General features: G+C 60.1%; 18 protein-coding genes. 7 read left to right on the top strand and 11 right to left on the bottom strand.

Annotated features, from left to right (window positions below; genetic code table 11):
• Positions 1-94: 94 nt before the first annotated feature.
• The 5 genes from CGZ77_RS01840 to CGZ77_RS01820 all read right to left on the bottom strand — a co-directional run bounded on the left by CGZ77_RS01840 (position 95) and on the right by CGZ77_RS01820 (position 5,837).
• Positions 95-487 carry a glutathione S-transferase C-terminal domain-containing protein gene (locus CGZ77_RS01840; protein ID WP_232504845.1) on the bottom strand — a complete coding sequence of 131 codons (393 nt, stop codon included), beginning with the start codon at positions 485-487 and terminating at the stop codon, positions 95-97.
• A 73-nt stretch (positions 488-560) separates the two neighbouring features.
• Entirely contained in the window at positions 561-1,922 is a 1,362-nt protein-coding gene (locus tag CGZ77_RS01835; protein ID WP_094030859.1) for a serine hydrolase, read from the bottom strand.
• A gap of 159 nt (positions 1,923-2,081) precedes the next feature.
• Positions 2,082-2,318 (bottom strand): hypothetical protein, encoded by a 237-nt coding sequence (locus CGZ77_RS01830; RefSeq protein WP_009427534.1) that lies wholly within the window; start codon positions 2,316-2,318, stop codon positions 2,082-2,084.
• Between the two features lie 53 nt (positions 2,319-2,371).
• Entirely contained in the window at positions 2,372-3,529 is a 1,158-nt protein-coding gene (locus CGZ77_RS12395; RefSeq protein WP_232504844.1) for a hypothetical protein, read from the bottom strand.
• A 154-nt stretch (positions 3,530-3,683) separates the two neighbouring features.
• Complete coding sequence (locus tag CGZ77_RS01820) at positions 3,684-5,837, bottom strand: TonB-dependent siderophore receptor (RefSeq protein WP_036496871.1); 2,154 nt, start codon at positions 5,835-5,837, stop codon at positions 3,684-3,686.
• Between the two features lie 349 nt (positions 5,838-6,186).
• Between CGZ77_RS01820 and CGZ77_RS01815 the strand changes: the two genes are divergently transcribed.
• Positions 6,187-7,503, top strand: coding sequence for a Tat pathway signal sequence domain protein (locus CGZ77_RS01815; RefSeq protein ID WP_009427539.1), 1,317 nt, complete (start codon positions 6,187-6,189; stop codon positions 7,501-7,503).
• Positions 7,504-7,590: 87 nt separating this feature from the next.
• Here the strand turns inward: CGZ77_RS01815 and smc are convergent, their stop codons facing one another.
• Together smc and CGZ77_RS01805 are read right to left on the bottom strand one after the other, a co-directional pair.
• Positions 7,591-11,079, bottom strand: a complete 3,489-nt coding sequence (gene smc, locus CGZ77_RS01810) for a chromosome segregation protein SMC (protein ID WP_009427540.1) — start codon at positions 11,077-11,079, stop codon at positions 7,591-7,593.
• Positions 11,080-11,592: 513 nt separating this feature from the next.
• Positions 11,593-12,399: an inner membrane protein YpjD gene (locus CGZ77_RS01805; RefSeq protein WP_009427542.1), complete on the bottom strand. Its 807-nt coding sequence runs from the start codon at positions 12,397-12,399 to the stop codon at positions 11,593-11,595.
• Between the two features lie 108 nt (positions 12,400-12,507).
• Between CGZ77_RS01805 and ffh the strand changes: the two genes are divergently transcribed.
• Positions 12,508-13,875 carry a signal recognition particle protein gene (ffh, locus tag CGZ77_RS01800; protein WP_009427543.1) on the top strand — a complete coding sequence of 456 codons (1,368 nt, stop codon included), beginning with the start codon at positions 12,508-12,510 and terminating at the stop codon, positions 13,873-13,875.
• Positions 13,876-14,147: 272 nt separating this feature from the next.
• Here the strand turns inward: ffh and CGZ77_RS01795 are convergent, their stop codons facing one another.
• Together CGZ77_RS01795 and CGZ77_RS01790 are read right to left on the bottom strand one after the other, a co-directional pair.
• A complete protein-coding gene (locus tag CGZ77_RS01795; RefSeq protein WP_036496872.1) occupies positions 14,148-14,831 on the bottom strand; it encodes a pseudouridine synthase in 684 nt (227 codons plus the stop codon).
• A 127-nt stretch (positions 14,832-14,958) separates the two neighbouring features.
• Positions 14,959-15,624, bottom strand: a complete 666-nt coding sequence (locus CGZ77_RS01790) for a hypothetical protein (RefSeq protein ID WP_232304422.1) — start codon at positions 15,622-15,624, stop codon at positions 14,959-14,961.
• 90 nt (positions 15,625-15,714) lie between these two features.
• Here CGZ77_RS01790 and dnaQ point away from each other — a divergent pair, with 90 nt between their 5' ends.
• The 4 genes from dnaQ (at position 15,715) to CGZ77_RS01770 (ending at position 20,396) form a co-directional block, all read left to right on the top strand.
• The gene (gene dnaQ, locus CGZ77_RS01785; RefSeq protein WP_009427547.1) at positions 15,715-16,524 is read left to right on the top strand and encodes a DNA polymerase III subunit epsilon; all 810 of its coding nucleotides are present in this window, start codon (positions 15,715-15,717) and stop codon (positions 16,522-16,524) included.
• On the top strand, positions 16,521-17,213 hold the full coding sequence (gene ispD / locus CGZ77_RS01780) for a 2-C-methyl-D-erythritol 4-phosphate cytidylyltransferase (protein WP_009427548.1): 693 nt from the start codon (positions 16,521-16,523) through the stop codon (positions 17,211-17,213). Before dnaQ ends, ispD begins: the two co-directional genes overlap by 4 nt.
• Positions 17,214-17,352: 139 nt before the next feature.
• Positions 17,353-18,732, top strand: a complete 1,380-nt coding sequence (gene nhaC, locus CGZ77_RS01775; RefSeq protein WP_094030858.1) for a Na+/H+ antiporter NhaC — start codon at positions 17,353-17,355, stop codon at positions 18,730-18,732.
• Positions 18,733-18,965: 233 nt separating this feature from the next.
• Positions 18,966-20,396, top strand: a complete 1,431-nt coding sequence (locus tag CGZ77_RS01770) for an MFS transporter (protein WP_094030857.1) — start codon at positions 18,966-18,968, stop codon at positions 20,394-20,396.
• Between the two features lie 395 nt (positions 20,397-20,791).
• Here CGZ77_RS01770 and CGZ77_RS01765 read toward each other — a convergent pair whose 3' ends face one another.
• On the bottom strand, positions 20,792-21,379 hold the full coding sequence (locus CGZ77_RS01765) for a tetratricopeptide repeat protein (RefSeq protein WP_083479464.1): 588 nt from the start codon (positions 21,377-21,379) through the stop codon (positions 20,792-20,794).
• Between the two features lie 784 nt (positions 21,380-22,163).
• Between CGZ77_RS01765 and CGZ77_RS01760 the strand changes: the two genes are divergently transcribed.
• On the top strand, positions 22,164-23,732 hold the full coding sequence (locus CGZ77_RS01760; RefSeq protein WP_009427554.1) for a TROVE domain-containing protein: 1,569 nt from the start codon (positions 22,164-22,166) through the stop codon (positions 23,730-23,732).
• A 227-nt stretch (positions 23,733-23,959) separates the two neighbouring features.
• On the opposite strand, the gene rtcR is transcribed toward CGZ77_RS01760, so the two are convergent.
• A complete protein-coding gene (gene rtcR / locus CGZ77_RS01755) occupies positions 23,960-25,714 on the bottom strand; it encodes an RNA repair transcriptional activator RtcR (protein ID WP_009427556.1) in 1,755 nt (584 codons plus the stop codon).
• Positions 25,715-25,755 lie beyond the last annotated feature (41 nt).

Below are 25,755 nucleotides of genomic sequence, written 5' to 3'. Positions count from 1 at the left end.
TGATTTTTAAGGTTGAATATCGCCAGTTGGCATAGCAAAAAGGCAGCCTGAAAAGCTAAATTCCGCTTTTCAGGCTGCCTTTGCTTTACTTGTTTTACTGCGCGATCCCCATTTTCGCCATCTCTTCCCCCGTCCAAGCCATGGTTTCGCCAAATGCAGCGCGGGCGGTGTGCCGTGCGATGTAGGCATCAAACACGTCGCAGGCAATGCCTTCCACGGGTTTCACACGGGTGAACTGCACCAGCAGCATGGTGTAGTAGAGGTCCAGCGCGGAAAATTGCCCGCCGACGATGTAATCATGCTGCGCCAGATGCGCACGCAATGCGCCAAACGCGGTGTCAAAATCGCCGTAGCCGATGGATTTTCGGTGTTCTTCATCGTTTGGCGCGTTGTTCAGACGGTCAAACACGGCGTATTCCAGATTGATGGCGAAGCACAGCCAGCGGTAATACTCGCCGCGCGCCAAGCTGTCGGCAGCGGGAATCAAGCCGCGCTGTGTGAAGGCAGCCTGAAAATCAGTGCAGCAGGCTGGGGCGAAACTAAAAATGTTTTCAGGCTGCCTATTGCCCCTGCGCTTTGTCGTCCCCCGTCTCTTCCAACCACAGCCGCACGGTTTTGCCTTTGACAAAATCGGCATTGCCTTCAAAGCTGCGGCGCTCGCAGATAACGCGGTAGTCGCGCTCTTGGATGTCGCCGTTGTTTTGGTGGCGGGTGGGCTGGGCTTGGCACTTGCCTGCGTCGGCGAATTTGGCGTGCAGGTCTTTCAGACGGCCTTTGGGCACGGCGGGGTGCGGTTTGCCTTGTTTGATAAGCAGTACGATGCGTTCGAAGTCGCGGGTTAAGGCGGGATGCTGGTCGGCGATGGGGGTGTGGGTTTTTTGGTAGCGCGGGTTGGTGCGCGCGGCGATGCCTTCGATGATGGTTTCGGTATCGACGCCGGCAAGGTTGGTGAGGACGACGATGGCGGTGCCGTCGCCTTCGTAGCGGCGCAGCTCGGTGCTGAAACCCTGCCATGCGCCGGGGTGGCCGCTCATGGGGCTGCCGTCGGGGGCGGGCACGAGCGACCAGCCGAAGCCGTAGGGGTAGGTGTCGCCGTTGTTGAGGCGGGCGGGGGTGAAGATTTCGCGCCAGGATTCGGGCTTGAGGATTTGGCGGGCTTCTACGGCGGCGAGCCAGCGGCGGTAGTCGTTGAGCGAGAGGTAGAGCGAGCCGTCGGCGGTTTGGTTGTGATAGGGGGCGACCCATTCTTGGTTTTTCAGGCTGCCGTCGGCGTCGTCGAGTTCGTAGCCTGCGGCGCGGTGGGGGACGATGTCGCGCTCGCTGATGACGCGGGCGGAAGTCATGCCCAGCGGGGCAAACACGCGCTCTTGCAGGATTTCGCCGTAGTGTTTGCCGGAAACGCGGGTGATGACGGCGCCGAGTAGGGCGTAGCCGTTGTTGCTGTATGCCCAGCGGCTGCCGGGTTTGAATTGCAGCGGGGCGGCGTAGATGCGGCGCAGCATGTGTTTTTCGCTGCTGTTTTGCTGCCAGTCGGTTTCGGTGTTGCCGATACCGCCGGTGTGGTTGAGCAGGTGGCGAATGGTGATGGGTTGCCAGCTTTTGGGGGCTTCGGGCAGGTAGGTGCGCACGGATTGGTCGAGGCGGATTTTGCCGTCTTCCACGAGCAGCATCACGGCGGCGGCGGCGAACATTTTGCCGATGGAGGCCGTCTGAAACACGGTGTCGGCGGATACGGGGATTTGGTGTTCGACATTCGCCAGCCCGTAGCCTTGTTGTTTGACGATGTTACCGTTGCGGTAGATGCCGACGGCAAGGCCGGGGATTTTTTGCCGCTCAAGCTCGGCTTGGGCGAAGTCGTCGATGGGGTCGGCGGGGGCGGGGAGGGATAGGGCGAGGAGGAGGGGGAGGAGGGTTTTTTTCATGGGAGATTGCCTGTGGGGAAGGTGGGGTGGGGTTTCAGGCTGGCTTTTGGGCTTTTTCAGACGGCATCAGGGCAGCCTGAAAGCGGGGTGCGGTAGGTCGGGCATTTATGCCCGACAAATGGAACACAAACGGGAGCGCGTCGGGCATGAATGCCCGACCTACGCGGCTATATCGGCGTAAGCGGCTTTGAAGTCGGGCGAGGCTTTGCCGCTGCGGGCGGCTTCGGCGATGTATCCGGCCAGTTTGTCAAACGCGCTTGTGTCCGCGCCTTGCGGCAGGGGTTGGTCGGCCCATTCGGAAACGATGCGGTGTGCCGCGTCGAAGCCGTCGGGCAGCATGGCCTGCGGGTCGGGAAAGTTTTGCGGGTTCCAGAGGTAGACGGGGCTGAGGGACATGGGTATGCCTTTCTTTCGGTGGTTTTAAAAAGGGGCAACGGATGCCCCTGCGTCTAACTTTCTTCCTTCTGTTTGTTTATCAGATAGGAAACCGATTTTTCCAGCAGTTCCTCTTCCCTGCCGACCATCTGATAAGTCCGCAACCACTCTTCTTTTTCGGCGATGAGGTCTTTTACTCCGCGCAGGTAGGAAATCACGATACGGAGGTGCAGCCTGCCGATTTCTTCCAAATTGGCGGCAATATAGGCTTCCACATCGTCGTAGGTATCGATCCACGCCACTTCCCGCAGCTTCTGATCCCAATAGGCCAGCAGATCCTCTATCTCAGGTTCTGTTTGGTAAAGCGACGGACCGGGGTGGTACCATGTTTTAGAGAGGTAATACTCCATATCCACCCCACCGCCAATTAATTGTTTTCCAATATATTTTTTCTGATAAGGGTTTAAATTGTCCAGTTCGTGCAGGTAGATGCGCTCCACGGTTTCGTCGGAAAGAAACCATTCTAAGTTCAGACCGCTGTATTTGCCGTCGCCGTAATAATTGCTGTAGCTGATGTATATCGTCTGCTGGCCGGTTGCCGTCGGTTTGGCGTAAATCAGCAAATTGACATCCAGCCAAACATCCTTCATGACGCCTGTTTTGAACAAATGCGGCGCGTATTCGAAGCCGTGGCGCGCCATCAGTTCGTCTACTTTGGGGCGGAAGTATTTGTAGAAGTCTTTGATGTTCTTCGGCAGGCCCCTGTTTTCCTGCCGCCATTTTTGTTCTTCGGCTTCGCGCTGCCGCCAGTATGCCGTGATTTCGTCTTGGGTTTCTTGGTCGGGGTATTCCCGGCCGTCGGGCAGCAGCAGGTAGCCGTTGGCGTCGTACAGCACGAGGCCGAGGCTTTCGCTGCGGCAGGTCAGTATCGGCATCAGCTCCAGATAATGTTCGTACAGTTCGAGTACGGCGCGGCTTTTCAGTTGTTCGGCCACTTGGGTTCCTATATCGGCGTAAGCGGCTTTGAAGCCGGCCGAGGCTTTGCCGCTGCGGGCGGCTTCGGCGATGTATCCGGCCAGTTTGTCAAACGCGCTTGTGTCCGCGCCTTGCGGCAGGGGTTGGCCGGCCCATTCGGAGACGATGCGGTGCGCCGTGTCGAAGCCGTCGGGCAGCATGGCCTGCGGATCGGGAAAGTTTTGCGGGTTCCAGAGGTAGACGGGGTTGAGGGACATGGGTGTGCCTTTCTTTCGGTGGTTTTAAAAGCGGGGGTCGGGCGGGATGCCCGACCTACGTGGCTGTTAGGATTTTAAGGCTTGTTGGGTCTTGACCCAACCTACGTATGAAAAGGCCGTCTGAAAGGTTTTTCAGACGGCCTTTTGCCGCTTTTTAAAAGCGGTATTTGAAGCCCAACACTGCGCTGCGCGCTTCGCCGTAGGCGAGGAATGTGGATAGGGTACGGTAGCGGGTGTTGAACACGTTGTTCACGTTTAACGTGGCTTCGGCGTTTTTGCCGATGCGGTAGGCGGCCATCAGGTCAACCAGGGTGTAGGCTTTTTGGGTGGCGGAGCGGCGGGCGCGTTCGAGGGCGGCGGGGTCGGTTTCGTCGTTGAGTGCGCTTTTGTTGATGTTGCTGGTTTTACTCTGCCAGCGCAGGCTGCCGCCGAGGGTGAGGCGCTCGTTCAGATCATAGGTGGTGGCGAGTTTGATCTGGTGGCGCGGCAGGTCGGCTTCGTAGGAGTCTTCGCCGCCTTTGCGGTTTTGCAGGGTGTAGCCTGCGTTGGCCGACCAGTTGTCGCGGATGCGGCCGGAGATTTCGGCCTCGAAGCCGCGTGTGCGGATGTTGTCTTCGGAAACGTAGTAGTCGCCGCTTTCTACGTATTTGGCCATGCCGTTTTTGCGGGTGTCGAAGAAGGCGGCGGAGGCGTTGAGGCGTTGGTCGGAAAATTCGCCTTTGAGGCCGATTTCGACGTTGCGGCCGGTGGTGGGTTTGAGGAAACGCCCGTCTTGGCCGCGCTCGAACACGGGTTCGAACGATGTGCCGTAGCTGGTGTAGGCGGAGAGGTTTTCGTTCAGGTCGAATACGGCACCGATGTAGGGTGTGGCTTTGCTGCGGCTGACTTTTTCGCTTGTGCCTGCGACGTGTTCGGCTTTTTGCATGGTGATGCGGCTGTAGCGCGCGCCGCCGATGAGGGCGAGGCGTTCGACGGGGCGGAAGCGGGTGGCGAAGTAGCCGCCGATTTGGCGGGCGCGGATGTCGTCGTCAACGGTGTATTCCGCGTCGGGTACGGGGTTGGCCGGGCGCAGGCTGCGGTTGTTTAGAAAGTCGTGCAGGCCGAAGGCGTTGTCGTAGCGGGCGAAGCTTGCGGGGTCGCGGGTTTTGGTGTGAAAGCCGCTGATGCCGGCCATGATGTCGTGTTTGCGGCCGAGGAGGCTGTATTTGCCGTCAACCGAGGCGACGAAGCTGTGGCTGGTGGTTTTTTCGTCGTCGCGGGTTTCGATGAGGTCGATTTCGCGGCTGTCGTGATCGGTTTTCATCGCCGCGTAGCCTTGGCGGTCGTGTATGGTGTTCCGCATCCAGTTGTATTCGAGTTTGCCTTTCCAGTCGGGCGAGAAGCGGTGGCGCAGTTCGGCGAACACGTTGCGGCTGCTGTATTTGTAGGATGTGTCTGCGGTTGAGTTGTTGGCGCGGCGGCTGATTTCGTCTTTGAGCGGATAGCCTTCGCTGTCGTAGGCGGTGGGCAGGAAGATGGGGGTGTCGGTTTCGCGGCGGTGTTGCAGCTGCGTGCCAACGGAAAGCGTGGTGTCGGGCGCGGCATCCCATTCGGCTACGGCATACAGGCTGCTGTTACGCATTTTCGCGTCTTCGGTTTGGTAGCCGCTGCGTTCGTATCCGGTAACGATGCGGCCGCGCAGCGAACCGCTGTCGTTCAGACGGCCTGAGAGGTCGCCGCTGATGCCTGCGCGGCTGTGGCTGCCCGCTTCGATGCCGATTTCGCCTTGGCGTTCTTTGGTGGGGCGTTTGCGGACCAGGCTCACTTGCGCGGAGGGATCGCCCGTGCCGCCCAAGAGTGCCGACGCGCCGCGCAACACTTCCACGCGGTCGAGCGAGCGGGTGTCGATGCCGCCCCAGCCCGTCCACGAATCTTTGCTGAAACCGGAGCTGCGCATGGGTACGCCGTCGATTTGGAAATTGCGTACTTCCATGCCTCTTGCGTGCAGGCCGGTGTAGCGGTCGCTGCCGCCGCTGCCGCTTTTCACGGTAACGCCGTTGGTCTGTTCCATCACTTTGCGCAGGCTGTCGAGCTTCCAGTCTTCCATCTGCTTGGCGGTCATTACGCTCACGCTTTGCGGCGTTTCACGCAGGGTCATGCCGATGCCCAGCGGCGCGTAAGTGCCTGCGGTGGAATAGCCCTGGTTGAGGGAGGCGGATTTCGTACCGGTGACGGTAACGGTGTCCAACACGGCTTCGTCTTCGGCAAAGGCAAACAGCGGCATCAGCGCCAGCGCGAGCAGGGTGGGACGGCTTTTCGGGTATTTCATAAGGATGTCCTTGATGGTGGTTAAAGTTGAAAAACGATAGCGATTATACTTGTTCAGCATTGTTTTTAATAAGTTTTGTTTGAATTTGTTTTACAGAGGCACGCAGAGTCCGTCTGAAAGCGAAGCATCAACGGCGTGAAAACGGCCGAACCCGCAAGCATGCGGTTTCATTTCTTTGAAACCTTGCTTTCAGACGGCCTCATGACGCAGCCCGAGCGAGCAAAGGACGTCTGAAACGGCTGTTCAGACGGCCTTTCCTGTTTGCGCTCCGGCGGACGGCCTGCGGTTGAGGCACGCCGCAAAGCGTGCTAAAAGGCGGCCTTTCTCATTTGAACCGATTGGAGTTCCCATGCCTACCCGCCGTGAATTTTTATTGTCCGCTGCCGGTGCAACCGTGTTGTTTACCGTGGGTGGCTGTGCCGCGTTGGGCGGCGCGTCGGATAATGCTGTTGAGTCGGCCACTGCCGTAACCCGTGTGTTTGGCGACGGGATGCGGCTGGTGGCGGTGGCGGTGAAGTACCGCGACGATGTGTCTGCCGCCGCGCTTGAGCCGTCGCAATACAGCGTGGCGGGGCGCACGGTAGAGCGCGTTTATGTGGCGCAGAGTGCCGACGGCATGCCGTCCGAGCGCGGCCGTTTTGTGATTGTACAGCTCAATCCGTATGACGATGGCGCGCTGCTTACCGTGAAAAAAGGCCGCCCCGCAGGCAAATCCGCCAATGCCGATCCCGCCAAAAACGGCCCGGGCAAGGCGGGCGACAAGGGCGACAGTGCGCCCACGCTCAAGGCCGCGTCGGCCGAAGTGAATATCGGCGGGCAAACGTTTCAGACGGCCGCTGTGATCAACGAAGTATTCGACGACTTCGTCCAGCGCGAATACGCCGACAAACAAACGGGCAAAACCGTGCGCTACAACCTGTTTGCGCCGAAGAATATCGAAGACGGCAAACGCTATCCGTTGGTGCTGTTTATGCACGACGCGGGCGTAACCGGCACCATCGTCAAAGCCCCGCTCTATCAGGGCAACGGCGCGATTGCGTGGGCGTCGCCCGGGTTTCAGGCGCAGCATCCCTGCTTTGTCATCGCGCCCGAGTTTGACGAAATCATTGTGGACGACACCAGCACCGCGTCAAACTATCTCGATGCTACCATCAACCTAATCAAACACTTGCAAACCGAGTTGCCGATAGACGGCAATCGCCTGTACACCACCGGCCAGTCGGGCGGCGGCATGATGTCCATCGCCATGAACATCAAATATCCCGACTTTTTCGCCGCGTCGTATCTCGTTGCCTGCCAATGGAATCCCGCGCTGCTCACGCCGCAGATGAAAAACGTGAAATGGTGGATTACCGTGTCGCAGGACGATGCCAAAGCCTACCCGGGCGAAATCGCCATCACCGAAAAACTCGCCGCCTTCGGCGCGAAAGTCGCCCGCGCCGACGATTGGAACGCGCAATGGCCGGCCGACAAGTTTCAGACGGCCTTCGACAAAATCGCCGCGCAAAACGCCAATGTGAATTTCGTTGCCTTTGCCAAAGGCACGGTGTTTAAAACCGCAGCAGAAGCTAATGCCGGCGGCGCGTCGGGGCATACGTCCACTTGGAAATACGCCTACAACATCGCGCCGGTGTTGGATTGGATTTTTAGGCAGAGTAAGGCGTAAGGCCGTCTGAAAGCATAGTCAGATAAAGAAAGGCCGTCTGAAAAACCGAAACGGGGGTTTCAGACGGCCTTTTTGCGCCCATGCACCCTACGCGCTCTCGGCCATTTTCAGGGCTTCTTGGATATTGACGGCCACGATGCGTGATACGCCTTTTTCCTGCATGGTTACGCCGACGAGCTGTTCGGCCATTTCCATCGTGAGGCGGTTGTGCGAGATGTAGAGGAACTGGGTTTGCGCGCTCATTTCTTTGACAAGGTTACAAAAGCGGCCGGTGTTGGCATCGTCCAGCGGCGCGTCCACTTCGTCTAAAAGGCAGAAGGGCGCGGGGTTGAGGCTGAACAGGGCGAACACGAGGCTCATGGCGGTGAGGGCTTTTTCGCCGCCGGAGAGCAGATGAATGGTGGAGTTTTTCTTGCCGGGCGGCCGCGCCATGATGGATACGCCGGCGGTGAGCAAATCGTCGCCTATCATGTGCAGTGCGGCTTCGCCGCCGCCGAAGAGGGTGGGGAAGAAGGTTTGGACTTTTTCGTTGACGGCGTCGAAGGTGGCTTTGAAACGCTCTTTGGTTTTGCCGTCGATTTGGGCGATGGCTTCTTCCAACAGGGCGATGGCCGACTGTACGTCTTCGCTTTGGCTGCGGTAGTAGCCGTCGCGCTCGCGTGCGTCTTCGAGTTCCTGCAGGGCGGCGAGGTTGACCGCGCCGAGGGCTTCGATTTGGCGGGCGGTGTCGGCGATTTGGCTGTTTTGGATATTCAGACGGCCTGCTTCTTTGGCAGACGCTTCAAGCGCGTCCAAATCCGCGCCGCGTTCGGTGAGGTTTTGGTGGAAGCGTTTGGCGTTGAGCAGGGCTTCCTGCTGCTGCAACAGGGCGGTTTGGGTGGCGGCTTGAAGCTGCGGCAGCTTGGTTTGCGCGGCTTGCAGCTGCGCGTATTGTTCGCGGCCTTGCGCCTGCGTGTCGGCCAACGCGCTTTGCAGTTCGGCGTATTCTTCGTCGAGCATGTGCACGGCTTCGCCCAGGTGTTCAAGCTGAATGTGCTGCTCGTCGCCCTGCATTTCGGTTTCGTAGGCAAGGGCAAGTTCTTGCTGGCGCTCCTGCCATTCTTCGGCCTGCTCCTGCAGGCGCAGGATTTGTGCTTGGTGGTTTTGCTGCTGCTGTTGGAGCTTGTGCACGGCGACTTCGGCCAGGCCGTAGCGGCGGTTGGCTTCGTAAAGGGCAAGCTGCGCCTGTTTCAGACGGCCTTGCTGCGTTTGCCGCTCGGACGCGGCGTGCTGCTGCTGCGTTTCGAGTTCGGACGCGGCTTCGGCCAGCGTGGCGATGTCGTCTTCGAGGCCGTCTGAACTGTGCGCCAATACAGTGGCTTCTTCTTCGATTTGGGCAAGCTCGCGCTCGATGTGTTCGCGGCGGATTTGGCCTTGGTTGGTGCGGGTGAGCAGCTCGGCGGCGCGCTGCTGGGCGCGGCTGTGTTCGCGGCTGTTCTGTTGCTGCTGCCCAATCAGGCTGCGGTGTTGCGACTCGGCTGCTTCGGCTTCGGCTTGGGCTTGCTGCTGCGCGGCGCGGGCGTGTTCCAACTCGGGTGCGAGGGTGGCCAGCGAGGCGGCGATGTCGTCCAAACTCGCTTTCTGCGCCATGAGGCTTTCCTGCGTGTTTGTGGCGTAAAGCAGCACGCTGACTTTGTCGATTTGGTGGCCTTCGGGCGTGAGCCAGATTTGGCCGCCGCCCAAGTCGGATTGGTGCGCGAGGGCGTAATCGAGGTTCGGTGCGCACAACACGCCGTCGAGCCAGTGGTGCAAGGCCGTCTGAAACGGCGGCTGCGCTTGGATTTGGTTGAGCAGGGCTTGCGCGGGCAGGGATTTTTTCACGCCGCCGCTGAGGCCGTCTGAAAACCAGGCGGCTGCGCCCTGCGGCAGCGGCGCGGGCGGCGCGAAGGTATCGGGTACGGCGCGGGCGTGCAGGCGTTCGGCCAACACCGCGCCCAGCGCGTGCTGCCATTCGGACGGGGCTTGGATGTGCTGCCAAAGCTGCGGCGCGTCGGCGCATTCGGTATGCGGCCAGAAATCGGCGGTTTCCTGCTGCGTCAAAAGCTGCGAGATGGCCTGCTGCTGCGCCTGCAGCGTGATGGACTGCTGTTGCAGGTTTTGGAAACGGGTTGAGGCCGTCTGAAAAGCCTGCCGCGCGGCGGTCAAATGCTGTTCGGCGGCGGCAATCTGCTCTTCGTAATGTTCCTGCCGGCTTTGCAGCAGCGCGGCGGCTTCCTGCGCGGCGGCGGTGTCGGCCGCATCGGGCAGGTTGAGGGCTTGGCTTTCGGCGTTCAGACGGCCTTTGCGCTCTTCGTGGCGGCGCAGGGTTTGCTGTGCGTGGGCAAGCTGCTGCTGTTTCAAGGCCAGCTCGCGTTTGAGCCGCGCGGCCTCGTCGTGTTGCGACTGATAGGCGGCGTTGAGCGCGGCTTGGGCTTCTTCCAGTTCGGGCAGGCTCTCTTCGTGTTCGGCCACCTGCATCGCCAGTTCGGCCAACTCGGTTTGCCGCTCTTCAAACGCCATGTCGTTTTCTTCCATCAAGGCGCGAATCTGCTGCTCTTCTTGGCGGATTCGCTGCATCTGCGCCTGCGCCGCCTGCTTGTCGCGCTCGATGCGCTGGTGCAGGTTTTGCCGGTGGCGGATTTGCTCTTCGAGGCGGGCAATCTGTTCGCGCAACACGCCGCGCCGGTTGGCCAAATCGTGTGCGCTCTGCTGCTGCGCCTGCTCGGTTTGCTGCAAATCGCGGATGCCGTCTGAAAGCGTTTGGATTTGGGCGGCGGCCTCGTCCTGCTGCGCCTGCAAAGCCTGATGCTGCGCGGTGGCTTTGTCGGCGGCGGCGAGCGACTGCCGCCATTGGCTGTAATCGAGCAAATCCTGCTGGCGGTTGAGCTGCTCGGTGAGAAAGCGGTAGCGTTCGGCCGTTTCGGCCTGTTTTTCCAGCTTTTCCACCTGCCGCGCCAACTCGTTTTGCAAATCGCCCAGCCGCTGCAAATGCTCGCGCGTGTCTTTCAGACGGCCTTCGGTTTCGCGGCGCCGCTCCTTATATTTGGACACGCCGGCCGCCTCTTCTATATAGGCGCGAAGCTCCTCGGGCCGCGCTTCGATGATGCGCGAAATCATGCCCTGTTCAATCACCGCATAGCCGCGCGCGCCCACGCCCGTACCCAAAAACAGGTCGGTGATGTCGCGGCGGCGCACTACCTGATTATTAATGAAATAAGTTGATTCGCCCTGTCGCGTAAGCTGGCGTTTGATGCTCACCTCGGCATACTGCCCCCATGCGCCCTGCAAGGAGTGGTCGGCGTTGTCAAACACCAGTTCCACCGAAGCCCTCGGCGCGGGGCGGCGGGTGGCCGCTCCGTTGAAAATCACGTCCTGCATACTTTCGCCGCGCAGCTGCTTGGCTGAAGCCTCGCCCAATACCCAGCGCACCGCGTCGATTACATTGGATTTGCCGCAGCCGTTTGGCCCGATAACGGCCACCAGCTGGCCGGGTACATGGATTGTGGTCGGGTCGGTAAAAGATTTGAAGCCGGAGAGTTTGATGTGGGTGAGGCGCATGGCGTGAGGCCGTCTGAAAAAAGGCGGCATTCTAATGGAAAACGGAAAACGGCGTCATACGGTTTGCCCGAGGCTGCAGGGCGGGTTTTGACTTCGTTGCAGCTCCGTTTTCAGACGGCCTTTGCGCGAGAAAATTGCAACTACATTCGACTAAACGGTATTTTAAGCACAAATCGGCAAGCAGACGCAAATTCGGTTTTAGAAGCATAATCCGCTACAAAAAGATAAAATTCGGCAATTTTGCGCCTTTATTAAAATATCAACGATAAGTACTCTTGCCATAAGCGCTACTGATGGATTACATTGCGCTACACAAAGCCAAGTAAACAAAGGCCGATAAACAGAAATAGAGAAAACAGGGCGCGATCCCAAATAAAATCAGGAAGTTTGACCGGCAGGCCGTTTCACAAGAACGGCCTGTTTTATGTACAGGCCGTCTGAAAAAGGCGAAATGAAACGGAGAGGCCGTCTGAAAAGTATTTTTCAGACGGCCTCTTCCGTACAGGGCGGCATTTAGCGGTGCAACAGCACTTCCAACACAAACTTGCTGCCCGCGTAGGCCAGCATCAGACTGGCAAAACCGACTATCGTCCACACCGCCGGCCGTTTGCCGCGCCAGGCGGTCATGGCGCGTTTGAGCAGCAGCGCCGCATAAATAAACCACGACAGCACGCCGAACAGGTTTTTATGGGTGAAGGTAAACGGCCGCCCGAACACGGCCTCGGAGAAAAATGTGCCGCTCACCACCGACGCCGTCAACAGCGCAAAACCCGCCCACATCGCCTGAAACATCATTTTTTCCAAGCTCAAAAGCGGCGGCAGAAAAGAGCGGGCGGGCGAGAGCGTGTGTTTGTGCAGATCGCGGCTGAGCCACAAAATCAGCACCGCAATCAGCGTGGTGATGCCGAACAGGCTGTATGCCAGCAGGGACGACACAATGTGGAGCATAAACGGCCAGTCGGTCAGGCGGTAGGCCGCCGAGTGGCCGGGAAACAAAACGGCAACCAGCAGCAGCGCGGCCGACAGGGGATAAAGCAGCAGCTGCAAGCCGCGCAGGCGGTAGAAAAAACTGCCCGCCAGATACAGCATCAGCATCAGCCATACAATCACCGCCGTGGCATAGCCGAAACCCAAAATCAGCATGCGGTCGTGCAGCACGGGCAGCAGCAGCGCCGCGCCGTGCGGCAGCAGGGCGGCAGCCAGAACGGCAAGCTCCCTGCCCAGCGGATAGCCGTCCGCGTTTTTCTTCAGCCGCCAAAACCACACAAAAGCGGCCAAAGCGGCGTAAACAAGCATCAGACAAATCAGCATAATCGGCATGGCGCTCTTTCGGCTGGGCGCGTATCCATCAAACGCGCGGGTTGGTGTAAAATGCGCCGATTTTATCAAACTACACTGTCCGCGTGGCAGCTTACTCGAAGGAAGTCCATGTTAGACAATCTGACCGGCCGCTTTTATTCGGTCTTTAAAAACGTTCGCGGCATTGCCACGCTGAACGAAGAAAACATCAAACCCGCGCTGCGCGAAGTGCGCCTCGCCCTTTTGGAAGCCGACGTCGCCCTGCCCGTGGTGCGCGATTTCGTCGCCTCCGTGAAAGAAAAAGCCGTCGGACGCGAAATTTCCGACAACCTCACCGCCGAACAGGCCTTCATTACCGTCGTCAACCAGGCGCTCATCGAGCTGATGGGCAAAGAAAACAGCAGGCTGGATTTGTCCGTCGCGCCGCCCGCCGTGGTGCTGATGGCCGGTTTGCAGGGCGCGGGCAAAACCACCACCGTCGGCAAACTCGCCCGCCTGATCAAGTCGCAGGACAAAAAGAAAAAAATCCTGCTGGTGTCTGCCGACGTTTACCGCCCCGCCGCCATCGAACAGCTCCGCCTGCTGGCCGAACAGGTGCAGGTCGACTTTTTCCCGTCCGACACTTCGCAAAAGCCCGTCGAAATCGCGCAGGCCGCGCTGAACCAAGCCAAACGCGGCTTTTACGACGTGCTGATGGTAGACACCGCCGGCCGTCTCGCCATCGATCAGGAAATGATGGACGAAATCAAAGCCCTGCACGCCGCGCTTCATCCGACGGAAACGCTGTTTGTTGTTGACGCCATGCTCGGCCAAGACGCCGTCAACACCGCGCAGGCGTTTAACGAAGCCCTGCCGCTTACCGGCGTCGTCCTCACCAAAATGGACGGCGATTCGCGCGGCGGTGCGGCGCTTTCCGTGCGCCAGGTGACCGGCAAGCCGATCAAATTCATCGGCGTCGGCGAAAAAATCGACGGCCTCGAAGCCTTCCACCCCGACCGCATCGCCAGCCGCATTTTGGGCATGGGCGACGTGCTCACTTTGGTTGAGGACGTGCAAAAAGGCATAGACGAAGCCGCAGCCGCAGAGATGGCGAAGAAGCTGCGCAAAGGCAAAAGCTTCGACCTCAACGATTTCAAACTGCAAATCCAGCAGATGCGCAATATGGGCGGTTTGGAAAACCTGATGTCGAAAATGCCGGGCGAAATCGGCCGCCTGTCCCAGCAGATTCCCGAAGGCACGGCGGAAAAAGCGATGGGACACGTCGAAGCCATCATCAATTCGATGACGCCGAAAGAGCGTGCCAATCCCGCACTCATCAAAGCCAGCCGCAAGCGCCGCATCGCCGCAGGTGCGGGCACGACTGTTCAGGAAGTGAACAAAATGCTCAACCAGTTCGAGCAGTCGCAAAAAATGATGAAAATGTTCAGCGGTAACAATATGCGCAAGCTGATGAGTATGGCCAAAAGCATGAAAGGCGTATTTCCCGGCATGAAATAAGCTGCCCACCACAGCAAAACCCCGAAGCGGACACGCGCTTCGGGGTTTTGTCTGTCCTATCGGCCAAAACGGCAGGCAAAAAAATACCATCTATACCAAGGGGAAGTATAGATGGCCAAACACATTACGGGGAAAACGTCTTACTCACATGTCTGCCAAAAAGCAAACGTCTGTCAGACGCTTCGCATACTAGCGGCAGCAGCGAGGAGCGCAAACCGCAGATGTACGAGCGGTTGCCGGATGCGGACAAGCGGCAGTCGGCGCAACCGCTGTCACAGAGTAACAAAATGCCATTCCCCCGCCGCTAAATCCTCCGCCGACCATTCGCCGAATTGCAGGCGGTGCAGGCTTTCCACTCTGTTGCCCGCAGCGGCGGCCATGCGTTTGACCTGATGGTATTTGCCTTCGGTAATCGTCAGCAGCAGCGTGTGCGGATCTTCGAGCACGGCATCGGCAGCCGAAACTGTTGCATTGTCGTCGTGCAGCAGCACGCCGTTTTTCAGCGTTTGGCAGAACGCTTCGTCCGCCGCGTGTTTCAAAACGGCTCGGTACAACTTGGGGACTTTGTGCTTCGGCGAAGTCAGACGGTGGTTGAACTGACCGTCGTTGGTAATCAGCAGAACGCCCGTCGTATCCGCATCCAAACGCCCGACAGCCTGCATATCGGTATTGCGCAGCTGGTCGGGAAACAGGGAAAACACGCTCGGATAATCGCGCGGTTTGTGCGAGGTTTCGTAACCGGCGGGCTTGTTGAGCACGATATAGAAATAAGGCAGGGGGATCACCGTTGCCGCTTCGCCGTCAACTGCCAGAGAAGAGACTTCGGCGGGCGAAATTTCGGTTTTTGCGCCGTTGAGAATTTCGCCGTTCACCGCGACGCAGCCGTTTTCAATCAACCAAAGACACTGCTTGCGGCTGCCCAGCCCCTGCGCCTGCAAATATTTGATCAGTTGCATATTCGGATAAGCTTTTTCAGACGGCCTGATTGTGACAGATAAGGCCGTCTGAAAAAAGCCGTACAAAAAAATCGCCCCTGAAAACAGGGGCGCAAAAGGAACACAAACCACTACCAAAACTTTTACATCAGGCTGCCGCAGGAACACGTTGTGCGGCAGGATAAAGAGCGCGTTGCAGAAGATTGGGAGACAGCGCGGAATCGTATTTGCCGCTGATGCTCAAATGACCCTGTTCGGGATCAAGCTCCAACAGACGGCAGTTTTCGTCGAAGTCTGCCTCCCCTCCGCAGCGCCGCTGCAATACGGCGCAGGCTTCGCGGTAAACACATTCTTTGCAGGAAACTTCCCGCGTGCGACCAACCCAGCTCAGGCGGATATCGGCCTTTTCGTTTTCAATCAGTACGATACCGTTTTGCCTGTCGAGGGCGGGGCACTGTTCGGGCAGAGCGAAATAATAATGGCCGTCGATATGGGCGTACACGCTACTGAATACGGCCGGTTCGCCGTTATCTTTTGCCGGGGATACAGCCAGCCATGAAGAAAAAATCTGCCGGTGCAGCTGTAAAATATCCGGGGCAAAGAGCTTGAACATCGTTTCGGACATTTCTTCCTCCCTGCGTGTGCTTACTTGCTTGCGGCAACATCCGTCTGCTTCGATGGATCGCATATTATCCCAACTTTCCATCCAAATCAAACGATAATTATTACTGTTATAAAATATTTTTCCATCTGTTTGAAAAACAAAAGAATAAAATTTGTCTGAAAGTCCCTTTTCTGCCTGATTTTCGGGCAATCAGGCCGTCTGAACAGCCAAACAGGCGGCCTTGCGGTAAAATGCGCGGCCGCAGCCGCACCGGTTGCCCGTTTATTTGAAGGAACACACATGGCACGCGAACGCCAAATCATCCTCGACACCGAAACCACCGGCCTCTACCCCGACCGCGGCGACCGCATTCTCGAATTTGCCGGCATCGAAATGCGCAAACGCCAGCTCACCGACAGCACCCTCCACCTCTACATCCACCCCGACCGCGACATCCCCGCCGAAGCGGCGGCGGTGCACGGCATCACCCTCGACGTGCTCGAAGAAAAAAACGCGCCCAAATTCTCCGCCGTCAGCACGCAAATCGCCGATTTCCTGCGCGGTGCCGAGCTCATCATCCACAACGCCCGCTTCGACGTCGGCTTTCTCGACATGGAATTCGAGCGCATGGGCTTGCCCACCATCAAAGAACTCGGCTGCGAAGTGACCGACACCCTCGCCATGGCACGCGAAAAATACCCCGGCCAGAAAGCCAGCCTCGACGCCCTGTGCAACCGCCTCGACATCGACCGCAGCAAACGCGTCTACCACGGCGCACTCATCGACTGCGAACTGCTCGCCGAAGTCTACCTTGCCATGACCCGCGAACAGTTCGACCTGGTCGGCGAAAGCAGCGAAACGCCGAACGAACAGGCCGCTTCCGCCGCCACACGGCAAGCCGCCAAAACCGAACGTACAGGCCGTCTGAAAGTCATTGCCGCCGACGCTGGCGAACTGGCTGCCCACGCCGCCATCCTCGACGACCTCAACCAAGCCACCGGCGGACGCTGCATCTGGCAGCCCGCCGCCGAAGCCGCGCAGGAAGCGCCGCCCGAGCCCGAAGAGCCGGAAGAGGCCGACCCGGCCGAAGCGCAGGACGAAAGCGCATGAGCCGCCACATCGCCCTCATCCCCGCCGCCGGCGTCGGCGCACGCTTCGGCGCGGGCAAACCCAAACAATATGTCGAAATCAACGGCAAAACCGTGTTGCGCCACACCGTCAACATCTTTCTAAACCACCCGCAAATCGACTACACCGCCGTTATCCTCGCGCCCGACGACACCGTTTTTCAGACGGCCTCCACAGACAGTCCCGCCAAATTCGGCGTCTTCCGCGTCGGCGGGCAAACCCGCGCCGAAACCGTGCGCAACGGCCTGCGCGAACTGGTCTCGCAAGGCATCGCGGCGGCAGACGACAGCATCCTTGTCCACGACGCCGCCCGCTGCTGCCTGCCCGCCGCCGCCCTCAGCCGCCTCATCGAACAGGCAGGCGCGGCGGAGCAGGGCGGCATCCTCGCCGTGCCCGTGGCCGACACCCTCAAACGCGCCGACGACGCCAACCGCATCGCCGCCACCGTCTCCCGCGCCGCCCTGTGGCAGGCGCAAACCCCCCAGCTTTTTCAGACGGCCTTATTGCAGCGTGCCCTGTCCGCCGCCGATTTGGGCGGCATCACCGACGAAGCCTCCGCCGTCGAAGCCATCGGCATCCGCCCGCTGCTGGTCGAAGGCGACACGCGCAACCTCAAACTCACCCTGCCGCAAGACGAACACCTCGTCCGCCTGCTGTTGCAGGCCGTCTGAACGCCGTCCGCCGCGCAGAAAGGCCGTCTGAAAAAAACACAAACCGTGTTTTCAGACGGCCTTTCTTTAAATCATGTAAACATTGCGTCAATACGCTACAATGCGCCGCTGTTCACACTGAAACAAACGGAGCCAAACCGTGTTCGCCTTCAAACCCCTGATCGACATGCCGCGCAAAGAAGCCGCCGCCGTTGCTGCCGTCCTCGTCGCCGCCATGGGCTACAGCATCATCTCCCTGAGCTGGCTGCCGCACATGACCATCATCGCCGCCATCACCGCTCTGGTTGCCTACGGCCTCGCGCGCGGCCTCAAATACGACGACATGCAGCGCGGCATGATTGCCGCCCTCAGCCAGAGCATGGGCGCGGTCTACCTCTTCTTCTTCATCGGCCTGATGGTCAGCGCCCTGATGATGTCCGGCTCGATACCCACCCTGATGTACTACGGCTTCGGTCTTATCTCGCCGCAATACTTCTACCTCTCCGCCTTCGTCCTCTCCTCCCTGATCGGCATCAGCATCGGCAGCAGCCTCACCACCTGCGCCACCGTCGGAGTCGCCTTTATCGGCATGGGCGAAGCCTTCCACGCCGACTTGGCCATGACCGCCGGCGCCGTCGTCTCCGGCGCGTTTTTCGGCGACAAAATGTCCCCCCTCTCCGACACCACCGGCATCGCCGCCTCCATCGTCGGCATCGACCTCTTCGAACACATCAAAAACATGGCCTACACCACCGTGCCTGCCTGGCTGCTCACCGCCCTTGCCACCGGCTGGCTGCTGCCCGCCGTCGCCGCCGAAAACCTCAACAGCACCGCAATCTTCCGCCAGCAGCTCGAAGCCTCCGGCCTCGTCCACGCCTACGCCCTCATCCCCTTCGCCCTGCTCGTCGTCCTTGCCGTGCGCCGCGTCAACGCCATCGTCGCCATGCTCGCCACCATCCTCGCCGCCCTCGCCCTCACCTACCTGCACAGCAGCCCCGACCTCGCCAAACTCGGCAGCTGGTTCTACGGCGGCTTCAAACTCGAAGGCGACGGCTTCGACCGCATCGCCCGCCTCGTCTCGCGCGGCGGCTTGGAGAGCATGTTCTTCACCCAAACCATCGTCATTCTCGGCCTGAGCCTCGGCGGCCTCCTCTTCACCCTCGGCATCATCCCCAGCCTGCTCGAAGGCATCCGCCGCTTCCTCACCGGCGCCGGCCGCGCCACCGCCTGCGTCGCCGCCACCTCCGTCGGCGTCAACGTCCTGATTGGCGAACAATACCTGAGCATCCTGCTGGCGGGCGAAACCTTCAAACCCGTCTACGACAAACTCGGCCTGCACCCGCGCAACCTCTCGCGCACACTGGAAGACGCCGGCACCGTTATCAACCCCCTCGTACCGTGGAGCGTCTGCGGCGTCTTCATCGCCCAAGCCCTCGGCGTGCCCGTCCTCGACTACCTGCCCTACGCCTTCTTCTGCTACCTCAGCCTCGCGCTCACCCTCCTCTTCGGCTGGACGGGGCTGACACTGAGCAAAAAATAAAACGCGCCGCCGCAGGCAGAGCATTGCCGATAACGGCAGCGGAAAACCGAAGGCCGTCTGAAACCTGAAACAGGGTTTCAGACGGCCTTCCCCATATAACCGTCGGTAACTACCCGCTGCCCAAACGTAGGTTGTGAACGGAGGCCGTCTGAAAATGCGGTATCGGCGGGGTGAGTCAGCCATCCTTCTCCCATGTTAAAATCCCCGCCTTTTCAAATTTTTAGTCAACCGCCATGCACGCTTCAGATTCAGACGGCCGACAAACCGACGCCGAATACCACGCCGACCACCCCGACTTCCCCGCCAAAACCATCGTTGCCACATTATTTATCGGCGCGTTTTTCGGTTATCTCAACGACACCCTGCTCAATGTGGCGCTGACGCCGATTATGCGCGACTTCGGCGTGGACAAAACCACGGTGCAGTGGCTGACCACCGGTTTTCTGCTGGTGATGGGCGCGTTTACACCGATTACGGCGGGCGTGATCCAATGGTTTGAAACGCGCCGCATGGTGCTGTTGACGCAGGCGGTGTTTCTAACCGGCTCGCTGGTATGCGCCTTTGCACCGACCTTCGGCGTATTGGTGGCCGGGCGGATGGTGCAGGCGGTGTCGGCGGCGTTTTTCGTGCCGCTCCTGTTTAACGGCATTTTGTCGATCTACCCGCCCGCGCGGCGCGGCACGGCGATGGGCGTGATTACCATGATGTTCACCGCCGCGCCCGCGATGGGGCCGACGCTCTCGGGCATCATCATCGACCACACCCATTGGCGCGTGCTGTTTGGCTTTACCGCGCCGTTTATGCTGGCGGCGATGGCGCTGGTGGCGAAGTCTCTCACCGTAAACCTAAGCCGCGTTACCCGCCCGAAAATCGACGCGCTCTCGGCGGTGCTGTCCGTCGCCGGTTTCGGCGGGCTGGTGTACGCCAGCAGCAGCTTTTCCACGCTGCCGATGGCCGAGTTTGTATTGATTAGCGCCGGCTCGGTGTTGCTGGTGGGCTGGTTTGCCCGCAGGCAGTTCCAGCTGGCCACGCCGCTGTTGAACCTGCGCGCTTTCGGCTACGCGCAGTTCCGCTACAGCGTGGTGATACTGGCGGGCGCGGTGTTTCTGTTTTTGGGGCTGGAACTGATGATGCCGATGTACACCCAGCAAGTGCTGCTGCTCACCGGCACCGCCACCGGCCTGATTCTGCTGCCCGCCAGCATCGCGCAGGCCGCCGCCGCGCCGCTGTTTGGCCGTCTGCTCGACAAAAAAGGCGGGCGCTTTGTCGTGCTGCCCGCCACCGTGATGATGGTGGTGTCGCTGGCGGTAATGTGGCTGTTTTTGCGGCTCGACACGCAAACCGCCGCGCTCTCGGCGATGTTTGCCCTGATGGCGGTATCCGTATCCGCCTGCGTTACCGGCGAAACCCACGGCTTAAACGCCCTGCCCAAGCAGCTCAACCCGCACGGCGCGGCGATTATGACCACCATCAACCCGATTGCCGGCGCACTGGGCGCAGCGTTTTTCGTCGGCACCACCAATATCGGCGAACAGCTCTCGTCCGCCCCCACCGCACCGGCCAAAATGCTCGACGGCATCCACCTGGCCATGGGCTGCGCCCTAGCCGTAGCGGCGACACTGGTGTTTTTCGCCGCGAAACTGCGCTCGCATAAGGCAGCCTGAAACATATCAGCCAGCGCATCCCCTCTCCCGCTTGCGGGGGAGGGCTAGGGTGGGGCGGTTGCCGCTGGGGAAATTTTTACGGGACAACGGCAGCGGTAAACGCAGTTTTGCAAACTGCCACCCCCTCCCCAACCCTCCCTCGCGCTGGGGCGCAGGGGAGGGAGCAAGGCGCGCAACGGTTTCTCAGGCAGCCTGAAAACCCCAAAGCAGCCTGAAAACCCCAAAGCAGCCTGAAAACCCCAAAAAGGCCGTCTGAAAAGCAAAAAGACTTTTCAGACGGCCTTTGTCCATACAAAACGGGCAGCGGGCGGCGATTGCGACCATCACGGCAAACCGCCGAGTACCGCCGCCCTTATCCGCCCCACTGCCAATCCAACTTCAGAATCGTCGCGCTCTCACAAGTTTGCTAAGGCTTCGCGTGCTTCGGTTTTCACTTTGTCATCGCCCGCGTCGGCGGCTTTGCGGTACCACTCGGAAGCAGTTTTGCGGTCGGCAGGCACGCCTTTGCCCTGCTCGTGCATTCTGCCCAGCGCCAGCATGGCGGGGGCGGAGACGTGGTCGCCGCGTTGGGCGGAAACGGCGTACCAGCGCAGGGCTTGGGCATAGTTTTGCGCGGTGCCGCGGCCGTTTTCGTAGCACCAGCCCAGCCAGTATTGCGATGTGATGTCGCCCTTGTCGGCGGCAGCCTGAAACTGCGCGAACGCCTGCGCGGGGTCTTGCGGCAGGCCGCTGCCGTTCAGGTACATCAGGCCGATGTAGCGCGGCGCTTTCAGATTGCCCATCGCGGCAGACTGGCGAAACAGCGGCAGCGCGGCGGCGTAATCGCCGTTCTGATACAGGGCAACCGCTTGGTTCAGAATGGTGCGCGACTGCTCGCGTTGGCTGCTAATTTGCGCCTTGGCAGGCGTATCTTGCGGCGCAGTTTCCGGCGCGGCGCAGGCGGCGAGCAGGGCGGCAAGGGCGACGGACGGGATGCGGGTCATGGCGGAATCTCCGTTGTGGAAAACAGGCGGATTGTACGGGAAACGGGCTGCGATCGCGCCGTTTCGCCGCACGGTTTTCAGACGGCCTGCGTTGTTCGTCAGGTGGCGGGCAGATATTGCCATATCACAAAATATCGAATTAACGTATTTAAAAGCATAAGTTTCTAGTTTTAGTTCTATAAAACTGTATTAGGCGAAAATCTGCTTCCAGGCGGGCTAAAAATATCTTTTCTATTGTTTCAATATCTTAAAATATTTTTTCGTAACCGTTCCGTACTTGGCATTCGGATTTCTATATACCCAACACGGCAGGCAGATGCCGGTGAGATTACATTAATCATCTCTGTGTCGCGGGTTCGAGTCCCGCCCTTTGCGCCGCAGCGTGAAGGTAGCTCAGTCAGGTAGAGCGGGAGCACCATCTCACCAACCCCTTGCTGCCGCCGTCGGCAACCGCAGATGCCGGAGGAATTACAGCCTGATAAGCCCGAGGCCGCGGGTTCGAGTCCCGCCCCTGCCGCCATCAATGGCAGGGTAGCTCAGCGGATAGAGCGCGGATATTTCTCCAATTTCTTGCTGCACCGTTGCCGTCTCTATTTTTCAGGCTGCCTTGCAGCCGAACTGTCCAACGGGCGGATGCGGCAAAGCATCCATTGGAAGAGTGGCGTCCTTCGCCGTGCCGATAACACGGTTTACCGCCGTGCTTTGCCATACTGGCCGCCCACCCCGTCCAAGGCCGTCTGAAAAGCCGTTTTCAGACGGCCTCAACAAAACGAAAGGAAATGCCATGGCTAATGCCAACTTGTTCCAATCCCTGAAAAACCGCATTCTCCCCGCCGACACCCGCAACGAAGCAGGCGGCGCGGCTTATACCCAAACCGCCGAGCAGCAGCTTGCCCAACTGGCTGTTACCGGCTGCCTGAACAACACCTTTTACGCCACCGCCCAAAACCAGCTCGAACAAACCCTGCAACCAGCCAACCAAGTATCGCCGCTGTTTCTCGCCCAAACCGCCGTTTACGCCCGCAGGCACGGCCATATGAAAGATATGCCCGCGCTGCTGGCGGCGGTGCTGGCGCAGCGCGACGTTTCCCTGCTCGCCCGCGTTTTCGACCAAGTTATCGACAACGGCAAAATGCTGCGCAACTTCGCCCAAATCGTCCGCAGCGGCGCGGCAGGCCGCAAATCCTTCGGCTCGCGTCCGAAAAAACTGATGCAGGCGTGGCTCTTGTCCGCCGACGAAAAACAACTGCTGAACGCCGCCGTCGGCAACAAGCCGTCGCTCGCCGACATCGTCAAAATGGTGCACCCCAAACCGCAGGAAGCCTGGCGCGCCGCTTGGTTCGCATGGCTTATCGGCAAACCCTGCGACGAAGCGGCACTGCCGCCGCTCACCCGCGCTTTTGAGGCCTACAAACGCAACCGCAGCGGCGAGCTGCCCGATGTACCCTTCCAAATGCTCACCGCGCTTGATTTGGACACCGCCGCCTGGGCGCAAATCGCCCGCAACAGCTCGTGGCAGCAGCTTCGTCAAAATCTCAACACCTTTCTGCGCCACGGCGTGTTCGAGCGCGAAGGCAGCGTGCGCGACGCCGCGTCCAAACTGCGCGACAAAGCCGCCATCGCCCGCGCCCGCGTGCTGCCCTTCCAGCTTTTGGCCGCTTTTCAAGCGGCATCCGACGACATGCCTGCCGACATCCGCAACGCCCTGCAAGACGCCATGGAAACCGCCGTTGCCAACGTGCCCGCCGTGCGCGGCAACGTTATCGTCTGCCCCGACGTTTCCGGCTCCATGCACAGCCCCGTCAGCGGCTACCGCGGCAGCGCGACAAGTAAAACCCGCTGCATCGACGCCGCCGCCCTCACCGCCGCCGCCCTGCTGCGCGGCAGCCCGCACGCCCGCGTGCTGCCGTTTGCAGAAAACGTCGTCAACGTGCGGCTCAACCCGCGCGACAGCATCATGACCAACGCCGAGAAACTCGCCGCAACCGGCGGCGGTGGCACCGCGTGCAGCGCACCGCTCGCCCTGCTCAACCGCGAAAAAGCGCAAGTCGATTTGGTTATTTTCGTTTCCGACAACGAAAGCTGGATCGACACCGGCAACACTTGGCACGGCGGCACCGCCATGCTGCGCGAATGGGAAACCCTCAAACGCCGCTGCCCGCAGGCCAAACTGGTGTGCATCGACATCCAGCCCTACACCCGCGCCCAAGCCCCCGCCCGTGCCGACATCCTCAACATCGGCGGCTTCTCCGACCACGTTTTCACCATCATCGGCCGCTTTGCCGAACAGCAAAACAGCCCCGATTTCTGGGTGGACGAAATCCGCAAAACCAGGCTGGCGGAAGTGCATTGAGCCGCTTGGGGCAATGAGGGTTTCACGTCGTGGAAATTGTGTTTTCAGACGGCCTCCGCCGATATACAGAGGCCGTCTGAATATATAAAAAGCCACCCGCAACGGCATTGGTTGCGGGCGGCTTTTTATCTGCTAAACGACAGGCTTGCTCCGCCGCATCGGGGTTGTTTTCAGACGGCCTGAACGGTGTAAAGGCCGTCTGAACATAAGAAACTGCCATACGGCGCTTACTCCGCCACATCCGCCCATTCCAAACCAAATCGGCGCAGGTATTTGCGCAGGCGGTCGCTGTCGTTGGGGCTGGCGCGTTGGCGGCGGGAGGCTTGGTAGAGGATGCGGCCGGCGGCGGCGAGGGTTTTGTGGCGGCGGCATTCGGCGGCGACGGCGGCCAGTTGGAGCTGGTCGAAGCGGTCGATGTCGTCCCAGCTGCGGCCTTTTGCTTCGAGAATGCGGCGGATGCGATCGGCGGGGGTTTCGGGTTGGCCGTATGGATGGAATTGGTCGGGAAGGGCGGGATGGTTTTCAGACGGCCTTGCGCTGTCGGCAGGCAGCCTGAAAGCGGGGTCGGACGGGTGTTCAGGCTGCCTGAAAACGCTGTCGGGCAGGCCGTCCTGCCACTGCCATTGCAGGCGCTCGATTTCGGCGGCGACGTGTCCGTTTTGGATGCGGCCGTGGCCGGCAAGGGTGGCCAGGCGCATGATGCTGGCGGCAAGGTCGCGGAAGTTGCCGCGCCAGGGGGCTTGCTCGGAGAGGGCGTAGGCGAGGTAGGCAGTGCGGGCTTCTTTGTTGAAGCGGGTGGCGCGGCCGAGTTCTTGCGAGGCGACGGCGAGCTGGTGGTCGATATTGGGTTCGATGTCTTCGCGGCGCCCGGCCAGGGCGGGCAGGCGGTAGTGCCAGATGTTGATGCGGGCGAGCAGGTCTTCGCGGAAGCGGCCGGCGGCGGCTTCGCGGCGCAGGTCGCGGTTGGTGCCGGCGATGAGTTGGAAGCTGCTTTCGCTTTCGCGGTCGCTGCCGACGGGGTAGAAGCGTTTTTCTTCGATGGCTTTGAGCAGCATGGCTTGTTCGTCGGGGCCGAGTTCGCCGATTTCGTCGAGAAAGAGCAGGCCGCGGTCGGCGGTTTTGAGGTAGCCTTCACGTTTTTCGGCGGCGCCGGTGAAGGCGCCTTTTTTGTGGCCGAACAGGGCGGAGGCGGCACTGTCGCCGCGCAGGGTGGCGCAGTTGACATCGACAAAGCTGCCTGAAAGCTGGCGGCGGGCTTTTTTCAGCTCGTAGATGCGGCGGGCGAGCATGGATTTGCCGGCGCCGGTGGGGCCGGAAAGCAGGATGGGGGCGGGGGAGTTGAGGGCGACTTGTTCGATTTCGGCGATCATGCGGTTGAAGGCGCTGTTGCGGGTGGCGATGCCGCTTTTGAGATAGCGCACGGCATCATGGCTTTCGGCGGCCAGGCGTTGGGCTATGGCGTCGTAGCGGGCAAGGTTGAGATCGATGGTTTCGATGGTGCCGAAGTCGCCCTGCTCCATGCTGTGCCGCTGGCGTTTGGGCGGGGCGGACTGCAGTAGCAGGCCGGGGATGCGGCGGCTTTCCACCAGCAGGAACAGGCAGATTTGGGCGACGTGGGTGCCGGTGGTGATGTGGGTGAAATAGTCTTCGGTTTCGGTGTCGAAGGGGTAGGCGGCCGCCCAGTCGTGCAGCTTGGTATAGACTTCGCCGAAGTCCCAGGGATTGGCCAGCTCCAGCGGCACGAGACTGACGGCCAGATGCGGCGCAGCCTGCGCCAAATCGGTGCGGACAAGTTCGGCCAGCTCGCGGAATTTTGCGCTGTAAAAGAGTTCGAGCCGGTCGAAACGTTGGGCGGGGTGCTGGTGGATGGCGATGTTCGGCCGCCATTTCTGCCAGCGCCCCGCGCCGTATGCGTTGTCGAGAATAGTGCCGAGAAAGCTGATGATGATGCGGTTTTTGGGGCGGGTATCGGATACGCTCATGATGTTTCGCCTGCCGGGTTGGATAGCGGGGAGGCCGTCTG

Origin of the sequence: Neisseria sp. KEM232 (assembly GCF_002237445.1) — a bacterium.
GTDB lineage: Bacteria > Pseudomonadota > Gammaproteobacteria > Burkholderiales > Neisseriaceae > Neisseria.
Note: the sequence above shows the minus strand (reverse complement) of the source record. Positions and strands in the feature narration are given on the sequence as shown.

Excerpts from the sequence above, each read along its gene's own strand:
- CGZ77_RS01835 (WP_094030859.1), bottom strand. The coding sequence starts at position 1,922 with ATGAAAAAAACCCTCCTCCCCCTCCTCCTCGCCCTATCCCTCCCCGCC.
- CGZ77_RS01830 (WP_009427534.1), bottom strand. The coding sequence starts at position 2,318 with ATGTCCCTCAGCCCCGTCTACCTCTGGAACCCGCAAAACTTTCCCGAC.
- CGZ77_RS12395 (WP_232504844.1), bottom strand. The coding sequence starts at position 3,529 with ATGTCCCTCAACCCCGTCTACCTCTGGAACCCGCAAAACTTTCCCGAT.
- CGZ77_RS01820 (WP_036496871.1), bottom strand. The coding sequence starts at position 5,837 with ATGAAATACCCGAAAAGCCGTCCCACCCTGCTCGCGCTGGCGCTGATG.
- CGZ77_RS01815 (WP_009427539.1), top strand. The coding sequence starts at position 6,187 with ATGCCTACCCGCCGTGAATTTTTATTGTCCGCTGCCGGTGCAACCGTG.
- smc (WP_009427540.1), bottom strand. The coding sequence starts at position 11,079 with ATGCGCCTCACCCACATCAAACTCTCCGGCTTCAAATCTTTTACCGAC.
- CGZ77_RS01805 (WP_009427542.1), bottom strand. The coding sequence starts at position 12,399 with ATGCCGATTATGCTGATTTGTCTGATGCTTGTTTACGCCGCTTTGGCC.
- ffh (WP_009427543.1), top strand. The coding sequence starts at position 12,508 with ATGTTAGACAATCTGACCGGCCGCTTTTATTCGGTCTTTAAAAACGTT.
- CGZ77_RS01795 (WP_036496872.1), bottom strand. The coding sequence starts at position 14,831 with ATGCAACTGATCAAATATTTGCAGGCGCAGGGGCTGGGCAGCCGCAAG.
- dnaQ (WP_009427547.1), top strand. The coding sequence starts at position 15,715 with ATGGCACGCGAACGCCAAATCATCCTCGACACCGAAACCACCGGCCTC.
- ispD (WP_009427548.1), top strand. The coding sequence starts at position 16,521 with ATGAGCCGCCACATCGCCCTCATCCCCGCCGCCGGCGTCGGCGCACGC.
- CGZ77_RS01770 (WP_094030857.1), top strand. The coding sequence starts at position 18,966 with ATGCACGCTTCAGATTCAGACGGCCGACAAACCGACGCCGAATACCAC.
- CGZ77_RS01765 (WP_083479464.1), bottom strand. The coding sequence starts at position 21,379 with ATGACCCGCATCCCGTCCGTCGCCCTTGCCGCCCTGCTCGCCGCCTGC.
- CGZ77_RS01760 (WP_009427554.1), top strand. The coding sequence starts at position 22,164 with ATGGCTAATGCCAACTTGTTCCAATCCCTGAAAAACCGCATTCTCCCC.
- rtcR (WP_009427556.1), bottom strand. The coding sequence starts at position 25,714 with ATGAGCGTATCCGATACCCGCCCCAAAAACCGCATCATCATCAGCTTT.